The 16,860-nt window shown below is 63.5% G+C and carries 17 protein-coding genes; 3 read left to right on the plus strand and 14 right to left on the minus strand.

Features of this window, described 5'->3' with window-relative positions:
* Positions 1–5 precede the first annotated feature (5 nt).
* The 8 genes from ACQVLG_RS05715 to ACQVLG_RS05750 all read right to left on the minus strand — a co-directional run bounded on the left by ACQVLG_RS05715 (position 6) and on the right by ACQVLG_RS05750 (position 9,275).
* On the minus strand, positions 6–1,715 hold the full coding sequence (locus tag ACQVLG_RS05715; protein ID WP_474293343.1) for a hypothetical protein: 1,710 nt from the start codon (positions 1,713–1,715) through the stop codon (positions 6–8).
* Positions 1,716–1,925: 210 nt separating this feature from the next.
* Positions 1,926–3,269 (minus strand): N-succinylarginine dihydrolase, encoded by a 1,344-nt coding sequence (astB, locus tag ACQVLG_RS05720; RefSeq protein WP_474293345.1) that lies wholly within the window; start codon positions 3,267–3,269, stop codon positions 1,926–1,928.
* A gap of 9 nt (positions 3,270–3,278) precedes the next feature.
* Positions 3,279–4,760, minus strand: a complete 1,482-nt coding sequence (gene astD / locus ACQVLG_RS05725) for a succinylglutamate-semialdehyde dehydrogenase (protein ID WP_474293347.1) — start codon at positions 4,758–4,760, stop codon at positions 3,279–3,281.
* Positions 4,753–5,805, minus strand: a complete 1,053-nt coding sequence (gene astA, locus ACQVLG_RS05730) for an arginine N-succinyltransferase (protein ID WP_230539221.1) — start codon at positions 5,803–5,805, stop codon at positions 4,753–4,755. The genes astD and astA overlap by 8 nt, the downstream gene beginning before the upstream one ends.
* 13 nt (positions 5,806–5,818) lie before the next feature.
* The gene (locus ACQVLG_RS05735) at positions 5,819–6,850 is read right to left on the minus strand and encodes an arginine N-succinyltransferase (protein ID WP_474293348.1); all 1,032 of its coding nucleotides are present in this window, start codon (positions 6,848–6,850) and stop codon (positions 5,819–5,821) included.
* Positions 6,851–6,945: 95 nt separating this feature from the next.
* The gene (gene astC, locus ACQVLG_RS05740; RefSeq protein WP_230539223.1) at positions 6,946–8,187 is read right to left on the minus strand and encodes an acetylornithine/succinylornithine family transaminase; all 1,242 of its coding nucleotides are present in this window, start codon (positions 8,185–8,187) and stop codon (positions 6,946–6,948) included.
* A gap of 141 nt (positions 8,188–8,328) precedes the next feature.
* Entirely contained in the window at positions 8,329–9,012 is a 684-nt protein-coding gene (locus ACQVLG_RS05745) for a GlxA family transcriptional regulator (protein WP_474293350.1), read from the minus strand.
* Positions 9,009–9,275, minus strand: a complete 267-nt coding sequence (locus tag ACQVLG_RS05750) for a hypothetical protein (protein WP_474293352.1) — start codon at positions 9,273–9,275, stop codon at positions 9,009–9,011. The genes ACQVLG_RS05745 and ACQVLG_RS05750 overlap by 4 nt, the downstream gene beginning before the upstream one ends.
* Before the next feature lie 132 nt (positions 9,276–9,407).
* On the opposite strand from ACQVLG_RS05750, the gene ACQVLG_RS05755 reads away from it, so the two are divergent.
* From ACQVLG_RS05755 to ACQVLG_RS05765, 3 genes are all read left to right on the plus strand, one after another.
* Positions 9,408–9,842, plus strand: coding sequence for a MarR family winged helix-turn-helix transcriptional regulator (locus tag ACQVLG_RS05755; protein WP_230539225.1), 435 nt, complete (start codon positions 9,408–9,410; stop codon positions 9,840–9,842).
* A 45-nt stretch (positions 9,843–9,887) separates the two neighbouring features.
* Positions 9,888–10,172, plus strand: a complete 285-nt coding sequence (locus ACQVLG_RS05760; protein WP_230539226.1) for a hypothetical protein — start codon at positions 9,888–9,890, stop codon at positions 10,170–10,172.
* 196 nt (positions 10,173–10,368) lie between these two features.
* The gene (locus ACQVLG_RS05765; RefSeq protein WP_230539227.1) at positions 10,369–11,217 is read left to right on the plus strand and encodes an HDOD domain-containing protein; all 849 of its coding nucleotides are present in this window, start codon (positions 10,369–10,371) and stop codon (positions 11,215–11,217) included.
* Here the strand turns inward: ACQVLG_RS05765 and ACQVLG_RS05770 are convergent.
* From ACQVLG_RS05770 to secD, 6 genes are all read right to left on the minus strand, one after another.
* Positions 11,214–11,378, minus strand: coding sequence for a hypothetical protein (locus tag ACQVLG_RS05770; protein WP_230539228.1), 165 nt, complete (start codon positions 11,376–11,378; stop codon positions 11,214–11,216). The genes ACQVLG_RS05765 and ACQVLG_RS05770 overlap by 4 nt on opposite strands.
* Positions 11,379–11,575: 197 nt before the next feature.
* Positions 11,576–12,202, minus strand: a complete 627-nt coding sequence (locus ACQVLG_RS05775; RefSeq protein ID WP_268993795.1) for a glutathione S-transferase family protein — start codon at positions 12,200–12,202, stop codon at positions 11,576–11,578.
* 73 nt (positions 12,203–12,275) lie between these two features.
* On the minus strand, positions 12,276–12,986 hold the full coding sequence (locus ACQVLG_RS05780; RefSeq protein ID WP_474293355.1) for a helix-turn-helix transcriptional regulator: 711 nt from the start codon (positions 12,984–12,986) through the stop codon (positions 12,276–12,278).
* Entirely contained in the window at positions 12,983–13,732 is a 750-nt protein-coding gene (locus ACQVLG_RS05785; RefSeq protein ID WP_474293357.1) for a hypothetical protein, read from the minus strand. Before ACQVLG_RS05785 ends, ACQVLG_RS05780 begins: the two co-directional genes overlap by 4 nt.
* 73 nt (positions 13,733–13,805) lie before the next feature.
* Complete coding sequence (gene secF, locus ACQVLG_RS05790; protein WP_230539232.1) at positions 13,806–14,828, minus strand: protein translocase subunit SecF; 1,023 nt, start codon at positions 14,826–14,828, stop codon at positions 13,806–13,808.
* A gap of 90 nt (positions 14,829–14,918) precedes the next feature.
* The gene (gene secD, locus ACQVLG_RS05795; RefSeq protein ID WP_474293359.1) at positions 14,919–16,787 is read right to left on the minus strand and encodes a protein translocase subunit SecD; all 1,869 of its coding nucleotides are present in this window, start codon (positions 16,785–16,787) and stop codon (positions 14,919–14,921) included.
* Between the last annotated feature and the right edge of the window lie 73 nt (positions 16,788–16,860).

A 16,860-nucleotide genomic window follows, 5' to 3' on the forward strand; every position in this document is an offset into this window, starting at 1 on the left:
GACCGTCAGGCTGGTGACGAAATAGCGCGTGGTATCAGCAGCGAAACCGAGTATGCCTGTTCGCGGTCGATGGCCACGCCCGCATTGTGCAGGGCCGGCAAAATGGTCGACAGCGGCGGCACCTTGTTGGCCGAGTACAGGCGAATGGTGGTAACGGCGCCCGTCTCGATGCGCACGGCCACGTGCGCCGGATCGGTATTGCGCAGGATGGTGTCGAGGTCGCGGAAGGCGACGGCCGGCGCGGTGGCGGCCACGTAGTCGAGCGGCAAAGTAGCGCAGAGTTTGCGCAGGCTGGCGCGCAGGGCCACGTCGGGCACGGCGTCGGCCACGGCGGCAAAGCCGTTATGCCAGCCATCGAGCACGCCCAGCAGCGGCTGTTCGATATCCGTTTCCAGATCCAGCGGGTAGCGCGCGGCGTGGGCGATCAGGTAGACGCGCGCCAGGGGGCCATCGGCCACCAGGGTTTGCGTGCTCACATGCGTGGCGCCGGAACTGGCTTGCAGGGCTTTTGCCAGGCTCGATGCGACGCTGGCGCTGTAGCGTTCGCGCGGCAGGTAGACCAGCACGTTCAGGTGGCGCGCGTACACGTCGCGGCGCGCGAAGACCTTGGTGCGCGGCTGCTTGTACAGCGAAACGACGGAACCGCACACTTGCGCCAGCCAGTCCAGGTCCGCTTCCAGCGCTTCGGTGCGCGGCAGGGATTCGAGGATTTCGCGGAATTTCTCGGCGCGGAAGCCTTGCTGGCGCACGCCGGCCAGGCTCAATACCTTGGCCACGCGGCCGCGCGCAAACGGCAGCGCCGCCAACGGGGTTGAATTGCCGGCGCGGGTGAACAGGCCGACGAAGCAATGCTCGCCCAGGATCGCGCCTTGCGCATCCATGTCGCGCACGCCGATGAAGTCCAGCTGCTGGTCGCGGTGCAAAGTACCCGCCACGTCGGCCTTGACGATGGACAGCGCCGAGTCGCGCTTGGCCAGGGTGTCGAAGTCGCCGGGAATATTCGCCAGGCAGGTGCCGTACACGGGGTGCGCCGTATCCTGCAGCACGCCGACGCGGCTCGGGATGTCGCGTTCGAGTTCACGCACGCCCGGCTTGACGCGGTAATAGGCGTAGCCGAATACTTCAAAGCCGCCGCTGCGGGCCCATTCCAGGAAGGCGGCCACTTCCGCGCCCTCTTCGCCATGCTGCGCTGCAGCCGTGGCGACGGTAGCCAGGCGCTCGCTCATGGCGGCGGCATCGCGGCGCACGACGGCAGCGTCACGCGCGACCGTCTCCAGGGCGGCGACCAGCGCGGCCAGGGCTTCCGGCGCCAGCTCTTCGTCGAGCAGCACCAGCACATACGATTCGAGCGGGTCGCCCGGCTGGCGCACCGCTTCGACGCTGCCGTCAGCGGCGCGGCGCACGGGCAGCACGGTATTCATCACGCCGCGCACGGCCAGGTGCTGGCGGCGCATGGCCATGACGATGGAGTCGACCAGGTAAGGCATGTCTTCGTTCAGGATCAGCAAGGCGCTCGCCATGCCGCCACGGCCATCCGATATAGCGCAGGGTGGCGATTTGGCAGCCGCTGCCGGTGCGCTTGGCCGCTTGCGTGAAGCCGTCAACCAGCACGGGCGCCAGGCTATCGGGCGCGATGTCGGCCAGGTCTTCGGCGTCGAGCGAGTCGAGCCATGCCTGCACCAGCTGCACGACAGGCGCCGCCGCCTTGCCTGCATTGCCAGCCGCGTTAATCAGCTCCAGCGTTTGTGTACGCAAATCTTGTGGCGTGTGATTCATCTTGCATCTCCATTACGGTAATGTGAATGTCCAACGCTGTCGTTCGGGCTTGTGGCTGGGCGGCAGCGGTGTCAAGAGACGGGGGTCGCCCGTCCAATTCTGTGCTACGGATAGTCTGTCTCGGATTTTTTCTGTGTGTTTTCTATCGCCTACAAGTCGTACAATCCCGGTAAGTTGAGGATGATCGTCAATTCTTCAAGCGCCGCATGCACTTCCAGCGCCAGTTGCGGATCGGCCAGGTCGCCCGGCTCCAGATGGTCGCGGTAGTGCTTTTCCACCCACTGCACCAGCCGATGGTACAGCGTTTCCGTCATGATCACGCCCTGGTGCATGGCGCGCGCCTCGGTTTCCGTCAGGGCCACGCGCAAACGCAGGCAAGCGGGCCCGCCGCCGTTGCGCATGCTCTGGCGCAGGTCGAAATGGATCAGTTCATCAATGGGTCCACCGCTGGCCACCAGGCCTTCCAGGTAGCGCGACACGGCGCGGTTTTCCTGGCATTCCTGCGGTATCACCAGCGCCATCTTGCCGCCCTCTTTCGTCAGCAACTGGCTGTTGAACAGATAGCTGGTCACCGCATCCTGGATCGGCACCTGGCCCGTGTCCACGCGCAGCTCCTGCAATTCCGCCCCGGTGGCGGCAACGGCGCGGCGCAGCTGCGACAGACTCTCCCCTTCATCGGAAAACGCCTGTTCGTGATAGAACAGCACATTGCCATTGCCGACGGCGATGACGTCGTTATGGAACACGCCCTGGTCGTCGATCACTTCCGGATTCTGCTGCACGTACACGGTGCGCTTCGCGTCCAGGCCATGCAGGCGCGCCACGGCTTGCGACGCTTCCAGCGTCTGGCGCGCCGGATAGCGCTTCGGCGACGGAGCGGAAGGATCGAACTCCACCCGGCCATACACGAACAATTCAACGGACGGCGCGCCGTGGTTCGCGCCCAAACGCGTGTGGTTGGCCGCGCCCTCGTCGCCAAAGGCGGGCGTCGACGGCAGCGCGTCGTGCACGGCGAAGTGTTTTTCGTCGCTGAAAATGGCGCGCAGGCTGCGCGCCGACTGCGCGTGCTCGAAGGCGCGGTGCAGCTTGTTATTCAGGTTGGCGGCCGTGAAATGCACGCGGCCATCTTGCGTGTCCGCCGACGGGCTGACCGTGGCGGCATTCGCCGTCCACATGGGCGAGGCGGAATAGGCGCAGGCCAGGATGACGGGCGATTCCTGGTAGGCGCGCGCCAGCACCTCGGCGTCCGTGCCCGTGAAACCGATGGAGCGCAGCAGGCGGAAATTCGGCCGGTCCTGCGGCGGCAGCAAGGCTTGCGCAAAGCCGCGCGCGGCCAGGGCGCGCATCTTGGCCAGGCCCTGCAAGGCGGCCTGCTTCGGATTCGAAGCGCTTTTCACATTGCTGAACGAGGCCACGTTGCCGAACGACAGTCCGGCATAGTTATGCGATGGCCCGACCAGGCCGTCAAAATTGTATTCGCGCGTGCTGTGCATGAGGTTTCCTTAAAAATTCAGGCCGGGCGACAGCTTGGCCGGCATTTCCAATACGCCGTTCTCGATCGAAGCGACCGGGTAGGCACAATAGTCAGCCGCGTAATACGCGCTCGGACGGTGGTTGCCCGACTTGCCGATGCCGCCAAACGGCGCCGTGCTGGCCGCGCCCGTGGTCGGACGATTCCAGTTGATAATGCCGGCGCGCGCGCGCGTCTGGAACGTTTTCCACAGGGCCTCATCGTCGGACAGGAGCGCCGCGGCCAGGCCGAATTCGGTGGCGTTGGCGACCTTCAGGGCCGCATCGAAATCGGCCACGCGTATCACTTGCAGCAGGGGGCCGAACCATTCTTCGTCGGGGATGCCGGCGGCAGCGGTAACGTCGACGATGCCGGCCGTGACAAAACCCGCCTCGGGATTCAACTGGCGCATCTGCAGCAAGGTGGTGCCGCCCCTGGCGACCATGTCCGCCTGCGCCTGCACCAGGCGCGCGGCCACGGCACTGGACACCACTGGCCCCATGAACGGCTGCGGCTGCGCGTCGGATGCGCCGATGCCCAGTTTCGCCGCCACTTCCACCAGGCGCGCCACAAAAGCGGCACCAAAGGCGTTGTCCTGTACCACCAGGCGGCGCGCGCAGGTGCAGCGCTGCCCGGCCGAGACAAAGGCCGAGAAGATCGCGTGGTGCACGGCGGCGTCCACATCCTTCACGTCCCATACGACGAGGGCGTTGTTGCCGCCCATTTCCAGCGCCAGCATCTTGCCCGGCTGGCCGCCGAACTGGCGGTGCAGGCTGATGCCGGTCTGGCAGGAACCCGTAAACAGCACGCCGTCGAGGTGCGCATTGGCGCCCAGCGCCACGCCCGTGTCGCGTCCACCGTTGACGAGGTTGACGACGCCAGTCGGCAAGCCCGCCTGCTGCCACAGCTGCACGGTTTTGATGGCCGTGCGCGGCGCATATTCGCTGGGCTTGAAGACGATGGTGTTACCGGCGATCAGGGCCGGCACGATATGGCCGTTCGGCAGGTGGCCAGGGAAATTGTACGGTCCGAAGACGCCGAACACGCCATGCGGACGGTGGCGCAGCACGGCGTCGCCATCGGCGATCTTGCTTTGCGTGATGCCCGTGCGCGCGTGATACGACTGTACCGAGATATCGATCTTGTTGGCCATGGTGGCCACTTCCGTGCGCGATTCCCACAAGGGCTTGCCCACTTCTTCCGAAATCAAGAGCGCCAGCGCCTCGGCATGCTCCTTGAGCAGCTCGCGAAAGCGCACGCAGATGGCAATGCGCTCGTCGACGGGGGTATCGGCCCACGCTTCAAAGGCCGCGCGGGCGGCCTGGCAGGCTTGTCCGACTTCTTTCTCGGTCGCTTCCAGGCTGGCCCAGGTCTGCTTGCCGTTCGACGGGTCGATGGTGACGAGTTCGCGGCCCGTGCCCGGCAGCCAGGCGCCGTTGATGAAGTTCGATTGCGTGGTATTCACATTAGACATGGGGATGCTTCCTCGGATTGAGTGACAAGGTGCGCACGGTATCGCCGTGATGGCAGCGCAGCAGATGCAGTTCATCGTCGTCCAGCGCGAGCTTGCCGCTGTGCGGATTGGCGCTGGTGACGATCATGCGGAAATCTTTCAGGTCGGTGTTCGACACCAGGTAAGGTTCGGCCTGGGCGGCGTCGCCGCACGCTTCCGACGCAGCCCCGGCGTCGAGCACGGCCGGCATACTGTCGCGCATGGCGCGCAGTTCGGAGACGCGCGCCTGCAGCACGGGACCGGCGTCGAAAATGTCGACATAGCCTTCGAAGTGCAAGCCTTCCTGTTCCAGCAAACGGCGCGCGGGCGCCGTGCTCAGATGCACCTTGCCGATGACTTCCTGCGCCTCGTCGGGCAGGTAGGCCACGTACATGGGCTGGCGCGGCATCAGTTCGGCGATGAACGATTTCTTGCCCAGGCTGGTCAGGTCGTCGACGTGGTGGAAATCCATCTTGAAGAAGTGGCGGCCCAGGCCTTCGTAGAACGGCGAGCTGCCGTCCGGCGCCTGGTAGCCGCGCATCTCCGCGATCAGCTTTTCCGTAAACAGGTGCGGGAACTGGGCGATAAACAGAAACCGGCTTTTCGACAGCAGCTTGCCGTTGTTGCCGCTGCGGTAATCGGGGTGCAAAAACAGCGAGCACAGTTCCGTGCTGCCCGTCAGGTCGTTCGACAGGTACAAGGTTTCCATGCGCGTAAACACGTCGAGTTCGCGGCTGGAATGGACCAGGGTGCCGATGCGGTAGTTATAGAACGGCTCTTCCAGGCCCACGGCGCCCTTGATGGCGCACACGCCGGCCAGGCGGCCCGTGTCGGTATCCTCCATGACGAACATGTAGTCGCGCTTGTCGGGCGCGATGGTTTCGGCGAACGAGGCGCAGGCAATCGCCAAGCGGTCGCCCAGCATTTTCATGTCCGGCTTGAGGGTGGTCATGCCGGTGCCGACCTGGCTGGCCAGGCCGTACAGGGCATCGAGGTCATTGGCGTTGATGGCGCGTACTACTAGCATAATGTTCTCTCGGTTAGATGCGCACGCAAATGACGCTGTCGCCTTCGGCCACGGCCAGCGCTTCCAGCAGCTCTGGCGGCAAGCCAACGGTGTCCTGCGCTTCGAGCGCATCGCAGGTGAAGGTGACGGCGCGGAAGTTGCGCTCCGCGCCCGAAGCGATCGCGTAATGCACTTTCAGGCCCGTGCGGCTGGGCGTGACGCCTGCGACCACGCGGCGCGTGAGCGAGCCCGTAAACGAGCGCAGCGCATGCTTGTGCGCCTGCAGGATCGGGCCGCCATCGAAGATGTCGATGTAATCGTCCGCTTCAAAGCCTTCTTCCGTCAGCAAATTGAACGCCAGTTCGCCGCTCGGGTGGATCTGGCCCATGGCCGCCTGCGCGTCGCCGGGCAGCAGCGGCACGTACACGGGGTAGTGCGGCATCAGTTCGACGATCAGGGTGCGGTTGCGCGCGCCGCCGATGACTTTTTCGGCATCGAGGAAATCCATCTGGAAGAACTTGCGGCCCAACGCGTCCCAGAACGGCGACTGGCCGTTGGCGTCCGTGATGCCGGCCAGCGGCACGAAGAAGCGATCGCCGAAACGGTGCGGCGCAAGCACGGCGAACAGCAGCCGCGCGCGCGACAGCAGGGCCGCTTCCAGGCCCGCCTGCTCCATGTTGCGCACAAAGAAGCCGGACAGCTGCGAGTACGCCGTCAACTCCGAGCACAGGGTCAGCGCATGCACGCTGTGGCTGATGTTCAGGTCGCGCGAGACTTGCTGAATGACGTCGTTGCGAAAGGAAAAATAGGTGCCGTTCGAGCCAGCCGAGGCGAAGATGGCGGCCGTACCGGCAATGCTCTTGTCGAACAGGGATTCAAGCACGAAGAGATACGACTCTTCGCTGGGGATGTCGACATGGGCGGCAAACGAGGCGATGGAGCGCTCGACGGAGGCGGCGATTTTCTCGCGCGTCTTCGGCAGGGTATGGACACCCGGCATGGTTACCGCGGCCAGCGCTTCGAGGGCTGCAATATCCGCAATTTCTACCGGACGGACAACATACATGGGTACTCCTTCAATGCTGACGATGCTGGGGGTAGAACCAAGCCGGCCCGCAGCAAAGCGGCGGGCCGGTGATCAAACAGGGAGCGAGGCTAGCCTCAGGCTTTCAGCATGCCGTCGATGGCGGCGCGCAGCAGACGGCCCGCTTCGGCAATCTGTTCGTCCGAGACGATCAGGGCCGGCGCCAGGCGCACCACGTCCATGCCGGCGATCAGCACCATCAAGCCTTGCGCTTCGGCCGCTTTCTGGATGTCTTTCGCGCGGCCCTTCCAGGCATCGCTGACGACCAGGCCCAGCAGCAAACCGCTGCCGCGCACCACGGAGAACACTTGCGGGTAATCCGTGATCAAGCCTTGCAGCATGGCGATGGTGTTGACGCTGGCTTCCTTGACGCGCGCCAGGAATGCCGGCGTGTTGATCGTCTCCAGCACGGTCAAGGCCACGGTGGCGGCCAGCGGGTTGCCGCCGTAGGTGGTGCCATGGGTGCCGACGGCCAGGGTTTGCGCCAGTTCGTTGGTGGTCAGCATGGCGCCGATCGGGTAGCCGTTGCCCAGCGCCTTGGCGGCCGTCAGGATGTCCGGCGTGACGCCATAGCCCATGTAGGCAAACAACGCGCCAGTGCGGCCCATGCCGCTCTGGACTTCGTCGAAAATCAGCAGCGCGCCCGTCTTGTCGCACAGGGCGCGCAGCTCCTTGAGGAATTCCGGATTACCCGGCACCACGCCGCCTTCGCCCTGTACCGGCTCGACGATCACGGCGCACACGTCATCGCCGATGGCGGCGCGCGCCGCTTCGATGTCGTTGTAGGCGATATGGTCGATCGACGGCGGCAGCGGCTCGAAGCCTTCCGTGTACTTGGCCTGGCCGCCGACGGAGACGGTAAACAGGGTGCGGCCGTGGAAGGAGCTGAAGCACGAGATGATGCGCGACTTGTGCGCGCCGAACTTGGTGTGCGCGTACTTGCGTGCCAGTTTCAGGGCCGCTTCGTTGGCTTCCGCGCCCGAGTTGCAGAAGAAGGCGCGGTCGGCGAAGGTCGCTTCCGTCAGGGCCAGCGCCAGGCGCAGCACGGGCTCGTTGGTGTAGCCGTTGCCCAAATGCCACAAATTATTGATTTGCTTGGTCAGCACGTCGACCAGGGCCGGATAGCAGTGGCCCAGGCTGTTGACGGCGATGCCGGAGGTGAAATCGAGGTAATGCTTGCCCGACTGGTCCCACAGGTCCAGTCCGGAACCGCGCACGGGCACCATGGCTGCAGGGGCGTAGGTAGGAACGAGGACCTGGTCAAAGGTTTCCCGGGTGACTGGACGAGCCGTTACGGTCGAATCAAGCTTGGCATTCATAGCATTTCCCCATCAATATGTTAGGTACTCCGCAGCTACGACAGCTACGTGTGTACTGCATTATAAAAAGCGGGATGCTAAAACTCTTTTGAATCTGCGACAAGGATTTTCACAATTCATCACAGCTCAATGCGCCAGACGTCAGGCCGGCGGCATCAGCTTTCTTTGCCGCTCTTCGCGCGGCGTATTGCCAAACAAGGCGCCAAACGCCGTGGAAAAGTGCGAGCCGGAGGAAAAGCCGCACATCAGGCCCACTTGCACGATGGAATAATGTGTATCAAGCAACAATTGCCGTGAGCGCTGCAGACGCAGCTCCAGGTAGTAGCGCGACGGCAGGCTGCCCAGGTATTGCTTGAACAGCCGCTCCAGCTGGCGCCGCGACAGGCCCACCAGGCTGGCGATGTCGTCGGTCGACAGCGGTTCCTCGATATTGGCTTCCATCAAGGTCACCGCTTCGGACAGTTTCGGCTGCAGCACGCCGAAGCGCGCCTGCAGGGCCACGCGCTGGCGCTCTTCCTTGCCGCGCACCTTGTCCACGCACAACGCTTCCTTGACGAGCGCCTGCACGTCGGCGCCAAAGATGGTTTCGATCAGGGTCAGCGAAAAGTCGATGCTGGCCGCGCCGCCGCAGCAGGTGATGTGGGGGCCGTCGATGTCGAACAGGTGCGGCGTCAGGATGGCCCGTTCCGCCTTCGCTTCCGCATCGGCATACAGGGCCCATGGCAAGGCGATGCGCACGCCATCCATGACGCCCGCGTCGGCCAGCCACAGCACGGCCGCGCCCACGCCGCCCCAGAACGGCGCCGAACGGCAGCGCTCGATCACGGCCCGGCACAGCTCTCGGCGCGCAGCGGCGCCTGCGTTTCGTCGGCCACCAGCAGCGCGATATGCCAGTTGCCGCCCTGCGCGGCCACCTGTTCCGGCGTGCGCACGTCCAATTGCAGGGCATCGGGCCCCAGCGCCCGCGCGCACAGGCGCAGCGGCTGCACCAGGCCAGCCCAGGTGATCGACTCGGCATCGCCGGCATGCACCAGCAGCAAACGCAGCGGTTTGTCGAGGCCGATACGGGAAAGATTAGCGAAGGACATCGGCGGGGGCGGGATCGGGGCAAGGGCTGAGTTGCTCACATGATACCGGACTTCCGCCCCATCCAGCCCCTGCCGCGACAACCCGCCGGGACGCGGCGGAAAAAAGCGGGGCGGAAGGATATAATCACACCCATGGGTGAACGATATTTAAAAAGTATCCGGCTGCTGGCCGAATGCATGCAAGGCTTCGAGCGGTTTTCTAGCGACTTCGTGCGCCAGTACGGCTTGACGCATGCGCAATTCGACATCATTGCCACGCTCGGCAACACTTGCGGCATGTCCTACAAGGAACTGGGCCAGAAAACCCTGATTACCAAGGGTACGTTGACGGGCGTGGTGGACCGGCTAGAACAAAAGGGGCTGGTGATACGCGAACGTTGTCCACGCGACAAGCGTTCCTATTACGTGCGCCTGAGCTGCGAAGGGGAACAGGTGTTCCATGACGTGTTCCCAAAGCTGACACAACAGGGCCAGCGCCTGTTCGACGGCTATACCGAAGACGATTTCATGCGTCTCGAAAGCACCCTGGCGGGCTTGAAACACGCCATCGCCAACGGCCACGGCTGACCATTCACCAAGCACAGACATTCAAACAAGACAAAGGAAACCAAGTTGAAAACCTCACTGCTCGAAGGCAAAAAGCCTGCTCATTTCGATAAACACATCATCGGCAACCTGCTGCTCAACGCCAGCACGCCGGAACTGGTACGCCAGGAAAAACTGATCATCGGCGTGCGCAACGAAGACGGCGAAATCTACCGCCTGATCGGCGCCACCAAGCACAACAGCTTCATGAACGCCGTCGAGGAACTGTTCGACCTGGGCTTGACGGATGAACTGGAAGACAGCGATGAGCTGGTGGAAGGCTGCGACGCGATCTTCAGCGAAGTTCTGTAGTAGCGCTGAACAGGACCTGCTGCGCAGTCGTCCTGTCCAGCGCTGTGACGATCGCTGTCGTTAAAAAAAGGCATGTCAACAATATAGGCATGCCTTTTTCCGTTTACGGGGCTTTACTTGCCTTTTACTCGCTTGTTTGCGAAAAGATCACGGTTAAAAAGTTCCGTACGGAAATATTGCGAGTATAATTTTTTCAATGAACAGACTCGACGCCTTTAAAAGCATCGCCGCGCAAGCCGCTCGTGGCGAGCTGACCTTTCCTGCCAATGTGGACGCTTCGCTCAAGCTGCAAGAGGCGCTGTCCGATCCCGACTGCCATATCGAGGCCGCCGCCAAGCTGGTGCAGGCAGACCCGCTGCTGGCGGCGCGCACGGTGGCCATCGCCAATTCGGCGGCGTTCAACCGTTCCGGCAATGAAATCACCAGCGTGCGCAATGCCGTGCAGCGGCTCGGCGTGCGCACCCTGCAATCGGTGGTGGCATCGCTGATCGTGCGCCAGCTGGGCAGCACCATCACCGATCCCGCACTGCAGGCGAAGGCCAACCAGCTGTGGGAGCATACGGCCCACGTGGCGGCCCTGTCGCAGGTACTGGCCCGCCGCGTCACCAAGGTGGATCCCGATACGGCCCTGTTTGCCGGCATCATGCATGAAGTGGGCGGCTTTTATCTGCTGTCGCGCGCGGCCGAATTCCCCGGCATCCTCGACGGCGAACCGCAGGACTGGGTCGAACATGGCGAACAGGCCATCGGCCATGGCGTCCTGACCAAACTGAAGGTGCCGGAAGCGGTAATGGGCGCCATCGATGCGCTGTGGGAAGGCTTGCGCGCCATTCCGCCCGAATCGCTGGGCGACACCCTGCTGCTGGCGAATGACCTGGCGCCCGTCTCGTCCCCGCTCAACGAAAGCCCGGCCGCCATCGCCGTGCGGGCCGCCCGCGCCGCGCGCAGCATCGATTGCCTGATCGGCGACGATGCGACCTTGTCAAGCATCATGGAAGAATCGGATGATGAAGTGCAGTCGCTGCTGAAGGTGCTCGTGCACTAGCCTGCAGGCTTCTTGGCCGCTGGCGGCGGTGCCGCCGGCTTGACCGTTTCGACGATCAGCACATGCTTGTCCATGGCCTGCGTTCCCTGCTTTTGCTGGGCGACCTGCGTGGCGACCGCCCTGGTACTCAACAGCGGTTTCGGATGGCGTGGCATGAACATGGCGTACCTGCTGGAAGTGGGATGTGCCCATTTGTGCGGCGATTATCAGATTATCAAGCCATTTTTTATACGCCAGACAAAAAAAACCCGCTCGAAAGCGGGTAAAGTCCAAAGCTAGGGATGTCCTGAAAGAGACAGCTCTATCTTATGCGGGCGCGCCGCGCCGGCTCCGTGCGCTGGCACACTTAGCGCGCAGATTATCCCGGCAACAGTTCCACGTCCGTTTCCTGCCAGGCGCGCAGTTGCCGCACGCGGGCAAACCACGCCTGGATATGCTGGTACTGCGCCAGCGGCAGCCGCACGGCCTCGCTGTACATCAGCGGCGCGGCCACGGCGAAATCGGCCAGGGTCAAGGCATCGCCGCAAAGCCAGTCGCGGCGCGCCAGATGCGCGTCCAGCACCACCGCGCATTCATGCAGGTCGCGCTCGCCACGCGCCTCTTCCAGCGGATCCGCCGGACCATTGCCTGTCATGCCCTTCCAGGCGCGTTCCCAGGCCAGCACGCTGATGGCGGGCGCGAAGTGCTGCGCGGCCCAGAACAGCCAGCGGTTGACGTCGGCGCGCGCCTGCGGCGCCTGCGGATAAATCGTCTGGCCCGGCACCTGCTCGGCCAAGTATTGCATGATGGCACACGATTCCCACAGCAGGAAAGCGCCATCGGCCAGCACGGGCACCTTGCCGTTCGGGTTCAGTTCGAGCAGGCGGCGGCGGTCGTCCGCATTCATCAGGTCGACTTCGGCCAGTTCCAGCGGCAGACCGAGGTGGATCGCCGTCATCAGGGCCCGGCGGGCATTCGAGGACATGGGGTGGTGGTACAGGCGCATGATGGATGGCTCCGGTGAGTGAAGAAGCCACCATCGTAGTTGCCGTCACTGACAATTTTTGTCAGGAGCGAAATCAGGATTCGGGGTCGATATCATGCACCTTGCGCCAGGCATCAAGCAGCACATGGCGGCGCGTGGGATAGCGCTCCTCATGCTGCTGCACGCTGGCGATGCGGTCGATGCGGAAATGCCGGTAATCGCCGCGCAACTCGCACCAGGCGGCCAGCAGGCGCTTGCCCTCAAAAAAGGCCAGGGCAAACGGCCACACCGTGCGCGAGGTGGCGCTGCCATGCTCATCCTGATAGGCGAGCGTGAGCTTCTGTTCGTAGCGGATGGCCTCGCGCACGGGCTGCACATACCGGTCGGCCGGGTCGGCCGGCTGCGTGCCGTCGGCGGGGCGGCCCAGCGGCACCCACAGGCTGGTCTCGGCCATGCTGTCGCGCAGGTCGCGCGGCGAGGCGGCCGCGATCTTGGCCAGGGCATTGCTGGCCGCCTGCGCCAGGCCCGCATCGCCCTGGCGGCGCACCCAGCGCGCGCCCAGCACCAGCGCTTCCAGTTCATCGGCGCCGAACATCAGCGGCGGCAGGAAGGCGCCGCGGCGCAGCACGTAGCCGATGCCCGCCTCGCCCTGCAGGGGCGCGCCCAGTTCGGCCAGGGTCTGGATATCGCGGTAAATCGTGCGCTCGGAGACACCCAGCTGCTGCGCCAGCTGGGCCGCCGTGACGGGCACGCGCTTGGCGCGCATGGCGTCCATCAGCAGGAACAAGCGGCCGCTGCGGCTCATGGGCAGGCCCGCAAAGCCTGGTCGCCCATGACGAGGGCGGACAGGGCCGGCACGTACAGATAACCGTCGGGCGCCAGGCGCGATGCGCGCGGCCCCTCTTCCACGCCGGCGATACCGTAGCAGTGCGCCAGGCGGGTTGCGGCCGGCCACCAGTAGACGACGGCCTCCTGGTCAGGAAAGCGCTGGCGCACGCTCTCGGCCTGCGCCGCCACTTGCGGGAAAGCGCGGTAAAAGGCGGAAGCAATGCCCAGTTCCGCGGCAAACGACGCTTCCTGCGCCGCAGTCTCCGTCAACTGAGCCGCCAGCGCCGCCGTGTCGCGCTCCAGGTCCTCGGCCGCCACGCCAGCCTCGGCCAGGGTGCGGCGCATCTGTGCCGGGCTCGCCTGCGCGCGCAGGAACGCCGATTCCTGCAGCGCCAGCACGGCGCCGCCGGGGATGCTTTTGTGCCGCGCGGCCGGGAAGACATACAGGGCGCAGCTGCCCGCACACACCGTGTCGATGGCGATATCGAGCCGTAGCTGGCGCACCAGGCGTCCCAGCTGCATGGCCGCCTGCGGTTCGCCAGCATCGCTATTCACGCGCAACAGCGTCGTACCCGGCGTGGCCAGCTGCCGCAGCGTGTCCACGTCGCCGCCGGCAATCGGGCCGCGCAGGGCGATGGCGCCGCTGTCCACACGGCTCAATTGCGCGGCACTGGCCAAGGTGCCGATGCCTGCCATGATGCCCATCACTATCAAACGCTTCATCGTCATCCACCATAAAAAAAACGACCACCGCAAACGGTGATCGTTCTTCATTCGACCTGCAAAAAACCTGCGCTTACACCACGGCGCCGTCGGTTTCGTCTTTTTCCTTGATCGGCTTGATCAAGTCTTCGCGCTTGACGCCCAGCCACATGGCGATCGAGGCCGCGACGAACACGGACGAGTAAATACCGAAGCAGATACCGATGGTCAGCGCCAGTGCAAAGTGGTGCAGGGTCTGGCCGCCGAAGACCAGCATCGACAGCACCATCATCTGGGTCGAGCCGTGGGTGATGATGGTACGCGAAATGGTGCTGGTGATCGCGTTGTCGATCACTTCATGCACGGAAGCCTTGCGCTGCTTGCGGAAGTTTTCGCGGATACGGTCAAAGATCACCACCGATTCGTTGACGGAATAACCGAGCACCGCCAGGATCGCCGCCAGTACCGTCAGCGAGAATTCCCACTCGAAGAAGGCGAAGAAGCCCAGGATGATCACCACGTCGTGCAAGTTGGCGATAATGGCCGAGACAGCGTATTTCCATTCGAAGCGCACGGCCAGGTAAGCCATCACGCCGAGAATTACCACCACCAGCGCGTTCAAGCCGTTCTGCTTCAGTTCCTCGCCCACTTGCGGACCGACGAATTCAACCTTCTGCAGTACCACCGCTTCATTGCCGGCGGTGTCCATGCAGGCGCTCTTGATGACGTGCTCGCCCTTTTCGGTGACGGTGTCGACGCCCTTGGTCGTGCCTTGCTCGGCCTTGCACAGGGCTTCAAACACGCGCTGCGAGGTGTTCGCGGCGCTGACGCCATTTTCCACCGGCAGGCGGATCATGACGTCGCGCGCCGTATCGAAGCTGGTCACGCCCGGCTCTTCATAACCCAGGCCGATCAAGGTGCCGCGTATGCCTTCAAGGTTGGCCGCTTTCGGGTACTTCACCTCCATCACGGTGCCGCCCTTGAATTCCACGGACAGGTGCAAGCCCTTGTGGAACAGGAAGAAGACGGCGGCAAGGAAGGTCACGGCCGAAATCACGTTGAAAATCAACGCATGGCGCATGAAGGGAATATCTTTTTTGATCCGGAAAAATTCCATGAAATCCTCTGAGTTCTATTCTGTGCATCCGGCGGCTGGGCCACCGGACGCGATCGCTGTTGACGCTATTGGGTAAGGCTGGGCCGTCGCTTATTTGCTGGTGCCCGGCACCCACACCGTGCCGATCGACAAGGTCGTCAGCTTTTTCTTGCGGCCATACCAGAGGTTGACCACGCCGCGCGACACGAACACGGAGGAGAACATCGAGGTCAGGATACCCAGGCAATGCACGACAGCGAAGCCGCGCACGGGACCGCTGCCGAAGGCCAGCAGTGCCAGGCCGACGATCAGTGTGGTCACGTTCGAGTCCAGAATCGTGGCCCAGGCGCGGTCGAAGCCGGCGGCGATCGCCGCTTGCGGCGTATTGCCTGCGCGCAGCTCTTCACGGATACGTTCATTGATCAGCACGTTGGCGTCAATCGCCATGCCCAGCGCCAGCGCGATAGCGGCGATACCTGGCAAGGTCAAGGTCACCTGGATCATCGACAACAAGCCGACCAGCAATAACAGGTTGGTGGCCAGGGCCAGCACGCTGAAGGCGCCGAACAGCATGTAGTAGGCGATCATGAAGATGGCGATGGCGATGAAACCGTACAAGGTCGAGTGGAAGCCCTTGGCGATGTTTTCTGCGCCCAGTTGCGGTCCGATCGTGCGTTCTTCGATGACGGTCATCGGTGCGGACAGGGCGCCCGAGCGCAGCAGCAGCAGCGCCAGTTCATTCGCGTTTTCCGCGCCGCCCATGCCGGTGATCTGGAAGCGCGAACCGAGTTCCTGCTGGATGGTCGCGACCGACAGCACTTCCGGCTTGCCCTTTTCAAACAGCACGATGGCCATGCGCTTGCCCACGCGTTCGCGCGTCGCTTCGCGCATCTTGCGTCCGCCGTCGCCGTTCAGGTCGATCGACACGGCCGCTTGCTGGTTCTGGTCGAAGCTGGCCGTGGCGCTGGAGATATAGTCGCCCGTCAGGATTACGTCTTTCGCCAGCACGACAGGCACGCCCTTGCCGACGGTGAACAATTCCGAGTTGAACGGGATGGCGCTCGACAGTTCCGTGCCGGGCACGATGCTTTCGTCGACCAGGCGCACTTCCAGGGTGGCCGTGCGGCCGATGATGGCCTTCGCGCGGGCCACGTCCTGCACGCCAGGCAGTTGCACCACGATGCGGTCGGGACCTTGCTGCTGGATCAGCGGCTCGGCCACGCCCAGCTCGTTGACGCGCTTGGACAGGGTGGAGATATTCTGTTTGACGCCTTCGTCGATGGTGGCCTTCAGGGCCGCCGGCTTCAGGGTGATGTTCAATTTCAAATCGCTGCCTTCGCCCGCATCGGCGAACGCCAGTTCCGACATCTGGTCGGACAGCACATTTTTTGCCTTCAGGCGCGTTTCCGCGTCGCGGAAGTTGATTTGCACACTGTCGCCCACGCGCTCGATGCCGGCGTGGCGGATATTCTTGTCGCGCAACACGCTACGCGCGGCGGACTGGACGCCCTGGACTTTCTTGTTCAGTACTGCTTTCGCATCGACCTGCATCAGGAAGTGCACGCCGCCGCGCAAGTCCAGGCCCAGGAACATGGGCAAGGCATGCAATTTTTGCATCCACATCGGGGTATTGGCTTGCAGATTGACCGTCACGATATACGCAGGGTCGCTGGCATCGGGATTCAGGTCCTTTTCCAGCACCAGTTTCGCCTTGAACTGGGTATCGGGATCGGCGAAACGCACGCGCACGGAGGCGAGGTTGCCAGCGCCATCCATGGTGACACCTTCCGACTTGACGTTTTCTTTCGTCAATATTTGCTCGACTTGCGTCATCAGCTCGCCCGTCACCTTGACGGTCGACTTGCCGCTGGTTACTTGCAGCGCCGGTGACTCACCGAAATAATTGGGCGCCGTATAGAGTGCGCCCAGCAATAAGGCGACGACGATGATGATGTATTTCCAGGCAGGATAGCGATTCATAGTGATTCAGCGTTCAGTGTTGAGCGTCGGAGGCGTCGCGAGGGGCGGCCGATAGCCGCCCCGGTCATCATTG

The organism is Janthinobacterium sp. TPC_1 (genome assembly GCF_056037845.1).

Bases quoted from the DNA above. Each gene is read 5' to 3' on its own strand.
- astD (WP_474293347.1), bottom strand. From the start codon at position 4,760: ATGTCTAATGTGAATACCACGCAATCGAACTTCATCAACGGCGCCTGG.
- ACQVLG_RS05765 (WP_230539227.1), top strand. From the start codon at position 10,369: ATGAACAGACTCGACGCCTTTAAAAGCATCGCCGCGCAAGCCGCTCGT.
- secF (WP_230539232.1), bottom strand. From the start codon at position 14,828: ATGGAATTTTTCCGGATCAAAAAAGATATTCCCTTCATGCGCCATGCG.
- astA (WP_230539221.1), bottom strand. From the start codon at position 5,805: ATGCTAGTAGTACGCGCCATCAACGCCAATGACCTCGATGCCCTGTAC.
- ACQVLG_RS05780 (WP_474293355.1), bottom strand. From the start codon at position 12,986: ATGAGCCGCAGCGGCCGCTTGTTCCTGCTGATGGACGCCATGCGCGCC.
- secD (WP_474293359.1), bottom strand. From the start codon at position 16,787: ATGAATCGCTATCCTGCCTGGAAATACATCATCATCGTCGTCGCCTTA.
- ACQVLG_RS05755 (WP_230539225.1), top strand. From the start codon at position 9,408: ATGGGTGAACGATATTTAAAAAGTATCCGGCTGCTGGCCGAATGCATG.
- astB (WP_474293345.1), bottom strand. From the start codon at position 3,269: ATGCACAGCACGCGCGAATACAATTTTGACGGCCTGGTCGGGCCATCG.
- ACQVLG_RS05785 (WP_474293357.1), bottom strand. From the start codon at position 13,732: ATGAAGCGTTTGATAGTGATGGGCATCATGGCAGGCATCGGCACCTTG.
- ACQVLG_RS05775 (WP_268993795.1), bottom strand. From the start codon at position 12,202: ATGCGCCTGTACCACCACCCCATGTCCTCGAATGCCCGCCGGGCCCTG.
- ACQVLG_RS05735 (WP_474293348.1), bottom strand. From the start codon at position 6,850: ATGTATGTTGTCCGTCCGGTAGAAATTGCGGATATTGCAGCCCTCGAA.
- ACQVLG_RS05750 (WP_474293352.1), bottom strand. From the start codon at position 9,275: ATGTCCTTCGCTAATCTTTCCCGTATCGGCCTCGACAAACCGCTGCGT.
- astC (WP_230539223.1), bottom strand. From the start codon at position 8,187: ATGAATGCCAAGCTTGATTCGACCGTAACGGCTCGTCCAGTCACCCGG.
- ACQVLG_RS05770 (WP_230539228.1), bottom strand. From the start codon at position 11,378: ATGTTCATGCCACGCCATCCGAAACCGCTGTTGAGTACCAGGGCGGTC.
- ACQVLG_RS05715 (WP_474293343.1), bottom strand. From the start codon at position 1,715: ATGCAGGCAAGGCGGCGGCGCCTGTCGTGCAGCTGGTGCAGGCATGGC.